Annotated in this window: 4 protein-coding genes; all 4 read right to left on the bottom strand. The window is 68.9% G+C overall.

Translation table 11 applies throughout. From position 1 onward, the window contains the following. Positions 1 to 138 precede the first annotated feature (138 nt). From thpD to ectA, 4 genes are read right to left on the bottom strand one after another with little or no spacing between them, the layout of a single operon-like run. Positions 139 to 1,026 carry an ectoine hydroxylase gene (gene thpD, locus ACFV2J_RS34235; protein ID WP_385097231.1) on the bottom strand — a complete coding sequence of 296 codons (888 nt, stop codon included), beginning with the start codon at positions 1,024 to 1,026 and terminating at the stop codon, positions 139 to 141. 7 nt (positions 1,027 to 1,033) lie between these two features. After that, the gene (locus tag ACFV2J_RS34230; RefSeq protein ID WP_385097234.1) at positions 1,034 to 1,432 is read right to left on the bottom strand and encodes an ectoine synthase; all 399 of its coding nucleotides are present in this window, start codon (positions 1,430 to 1,432) and stop codon (positions 1,034 to 1,036) included. Positions 1,433 to 1,484: 52 nt separating this feature from the next. Further along, positions 1,485 to 2,756: a diaminobutyrate--2-oxoglutarate transaminase gene (gene ectB / locus ACFV2J_RS34225; protein ID WP_385097237.1), complete on the bottom strand. Its 1,272-nt coding sequence runs from the start codon at positions 2,754 to 2,756 to the stop codon at positions 1,485 to 1,487. A 29-nt stretch (positions 2,757 to 2,785) separates the two neighbouring features. Beyond that, positions 2,786 to 3,343: a diaminobutyrate acetyltransferase gene (gene ectA, locus ACFV2J_RS34220; RefSeq protein WP_385097240.1), complete on the bottom strand. Its 558-nt coding sequence runs from the start codon at positions 3,341 to 3,343 to the stop codon at positions 2,786 to 2,788. Positions 3,344 to 3,795 lie beyond the last annotated feature (452 nt).

The raw sequence follows: 3,795 nt of genomic DNA, 5'->3' as shown, positions 1-3,795 counted from the left end.
CCGCGCCCCGCGTCGGGCCCCCCGCCGCGCCCGGGCCCCGCCCGCCGCCCCCCCCGCCCACCCCGCCCCGCGCGAGCGCCCGCCCCCCCCCCCCCCCCCGCGACCGGTGGCCCGGGGGCGGCCCGGGGCGGTCCGTGGTCAGTGCACGGGGGTGAAGTCGCGGGCCCCGATGAAGTCGGGCCTGCGCACCGGCGCCGCGAAGGGCTCCACCGCCGCGTTCTCCACGCTGTTGAACACGATGAAGACGTTGCTGCGCGGGAACGGGGTGATGTTGTCGCCCGAGCCGTGCATGCAGTTGCAGTCGAACCAGGTCGCCGAACCGGCCCGGCCCGTGAAGAGCTTGATGCCGTGCCGGGTGGCGAAGTCGGTGAGCGCCTCGTCGGAGGGCGTACCCGCGTCCTGCATCTGCAGCGACTGCTTGTAGTTGTCCTCCGGGGTGGACCCCGCACAGCCGAGGAACGTCCGGTGCGACCCCGGCATGATCATGAGGCCGCCGTTGGTGTCGTAGTTCTCGGTCAGCGCGATCGACACGGACACGGTCCGCATGTTCGGCAGCCCGTCCTCGGCGTGCCAGGTCTCGAAGTCCGAGTGCCAGTAGAACCCACTGGCGCCGAAACCCGGCTTGACGTTGATCCGCGACTGGTGGACGTACACGTCCGAGCCGAGGATCTGCCGGGCCCGCCCGACCACGCGCTCGTCGCGGACGAGCCGGGCGAAGATCTCGCTGATCCGGTGCACCTCGAAGACGGACCGGATCTCCAGCGACTTCGGCTCGACGATCGAACGCTCGTCCGCCCGGATCGCGGGATCGGTGACGATCCGCTCCAGCTCCTGCCGGTACACGGCGACCTCGTCCTCGCTGAGGAGCTCCTCCACGGGGAGGAAGCCGTCCCGCTCGTACGCGTCCAGTTCGGGGCCGGTGACCGGGCCGGGTGCGCCCGGCGCACCCCAGACGACCGGGTCCTGGCGGGGTACGGACACCTCGGTGGCGCCGCGACTGGGATAGAGATCGGTGAGGGTGGTCATGGGCGTGTCACACCTCCTCGGTGAGCAGCGGGTAGACGCCGTTCTCGTCGTGGTCCTCGCGTCCGGTGACGGGCGGGTTGAAGACACAGATGCAGCGGAAGTCCTCCTTGATCCGCATCGTGTGCCTCTCGTGTCCGTCGAGGAGGTACATGGTGCCGGGAGTGATCGTGTACGTGGACCCGGTCTCGTTGTCGGTGAGTTCGGCCTCGCCCTCGACGCAGACGACGGCCTCGATGTGGTTCGCGTACCACATCGACGTCTCCGTGCCCGCGTACAGGATCGTCTCGTGCACGGAGAAGCCGACCTTCTCCTTGGCGAGGACGATGCGCTTGCTCTCCCAGGTGCCCGAGGCCGACCTCACGTGCCGGTCGGTGCCTTCGATGTCCTTGAACGAACGGACTATCACGATGCTGCGATGCCTCTCTCTCGTGGCTCGGGTGCGGGGTTCGGAAGGGGTCTCAGAGGGTCTCGCGGACGGCGCGGGCGAGGGTACGCAGGCCTTCGTCCAGCTCGTCGGGGGTGATGGTGAGCGCGGGCAGCAGTTTCACGACCTCGCTCTCCGGCCCCGACGTCTCGATGAGCAGCCCGAGTTCGAAGGCGCGCTGCGCGACGCGTGCCGCGCGCTCCTTCTCGTGGAACTCCAGCCCCCAGACGAGCCCGCGTCCCCGGTACTCCCGGACGTCGGCGAGGTTCTCCTCGGTGATGGAGATCAGGCCCTGCTCGATCTGCTCGCCGCGGGTGCGGGTCTGCTTCTCCATGGCGGAGCCGTCCGCCCAGTACGTCTCCAGGGTCGCGGCGGCCGTGACGAACGCGGGGTTGTTGCCGCGGAACGTGCCGTTGTGCTCGCCGGGCTCCCAGACGTCCAGTTCGGGCTTGAACAGGCACAGCGACATGGGCAGTCCGTACCCGCTGATGGACTTGGACACGGTCACGATGTCGGGCACGATGCCCGCCTCCTCGAAGGAGAAGAACGCTCCCGTCCGTCCGCAGCCCATCTGGATGTCGTCGACGATCAGCAGCATGTCCCGGCGCCGGCACAGGTCGGCGAGGGCGCGCAGCCACTCGGGCCGGGCCACGTTGATGCCGCCCTCGCCCTGGACGGTCTCCACGATGACCGCGGCCGGCTGGTTGAGGCCGGAGCCCTGGTCCTCCAGCAGGCGTTCGAACCAGAGGAAGTCCGGCACCTGGCCGTCGAAGTAGTTGTCGAACGGCATCGGTGTGCCGTGCACGAGCGGGACCCCGGCGCCGGCGCGCTTGAAGGCGTTGCCGGTGACGGCGAGCGACCCGAGCGACATCCCGTGGAAGGCGTTGGTGAAGGACACGATCGCCTCGCGCCCCTTCACCTTCCGCGCCAGCTTCAGCGCGGACTCCACGGCGTTGGTGCCGGTGGGGCCCGGGAACATCACCTTGTACGGCAGATCACGCGGACGCAGCACGAGGTCCTGGAAGGTCTCAAGGAACGCGCGTTTCGCGGTCGTCGACATGTCGAGACCGTGGGTGACGCCGTCGCGTTCCAGGTAGTCGATCAGGGCGCGTTTGAGCACCGGGTTGTTGTGCCCGTAGTTGAGGGAACCGGCACCGGCGAAGAAGTCGAGGTACGCGTGTCCGTCCTCGTCGTACATCCGGCTGCCCTGGGCCCGGTCGAAGACGGTGGGCCAGCTGCGGCAGTAGCTGCGCACCTCCGACTCCAGGGTCTCGAAGACGCTCAGGTCGGGCGGGGTGATGGTCACGGCGTAATCGCTCCTCGGTGCGTGGGGGGTCAGAGGGAGAGGGGACCGATGCGGTACAGGACTTCGGGGTCGTGGGGCCCGTCCGGGCCGTTCGGGAACTGCCCCGACCCGAACAGCACCTCGCGCTCGACCTGTGCGCCGTGGCGGGCGGCGTACGAGGTGAAGAGGCGTTCGGAGGCGGTGTTGCCGGGGGTGATGGTGGTCTCGATCCCGCTGATCGTCCGCTCCCGGGCGACCCGCGCGGTCAGTCCGTCGAGCAGGGCCGCGGCCAGTCCGCGTCCGCGGTGCGAGGCGTCGACGGCGACCTGCCAGACGAGCAGGGTGTCCGGGCGCTCGGGCCGGACGTACCCGGTGACGAAGCCGACGGGAAGCCCGTCCGGGTCCGCCGTGTCGCGGGCGACCGCCGAGGTGCCGGCGAAGTCGCGGCACCACAGCAGGTAGCTGTACGAGGAGTTCAGGTCGAGGGTTCCGGAGTCCTTGGCGATTCGCCAGAGGGCGGCCCCGTCGGCCACCTCCGGACGGTCGATCCGAAGGCCCTCTGGTATTTCCAGGAATTCCGCTGGCAGGTCTGTCTGTGCGGCGGTCATGCGGATTGAATTTACCGATGGAAATTCGAAAATGCATCGCCGAGGGGGGTTACGTGCGGCGCGGACCTGTGTTATCCCGCTGCCTTGTGTGCCTGCCTGAGGGCTGTCGAAAGGTGCTGTTCTGTCCGTATATTACGGGAGGAAGCGGACGCCCTGTGGAGTGTGTCACAGCGATGTAATGGCCATGAGATCTGCCCGAATCATGTCGGTTGGCGTTCGCGAAATCTTTGCGTTTAGCGGCAAGGAAAGCGGGCAGAAGAATATGGGAACCTACGCTTGATTAATAGCCGAATTAGCGGAGTGAATACACGTTGTGATGAGTCCGCGGACAGCTCGCGGAATCTCGCACGGAAGACGGGCGGGGGGGGGGGGGCGGCGGGCCTCGGGGGGGCCCCCGCCGGGGGCGGGGGGCGGGGCGGCCACGCGGGCGCGGGGGGGCAGGCCGGAGGGCG

Source organism: Streptomyces sp. NPDC059668 (assembly GCF_042734135.1).
Classification (GTDB): Bacteria; Actinomycetota; Actinomycetes; order Streptomycetales; family Streptomycetaceae; genus Streptomyces.
The sequence above is the reverse complement of the archived record's forward strand: the minus strand, read 5'-3'. Positions and strand labels throughout refer to the sequence as shown.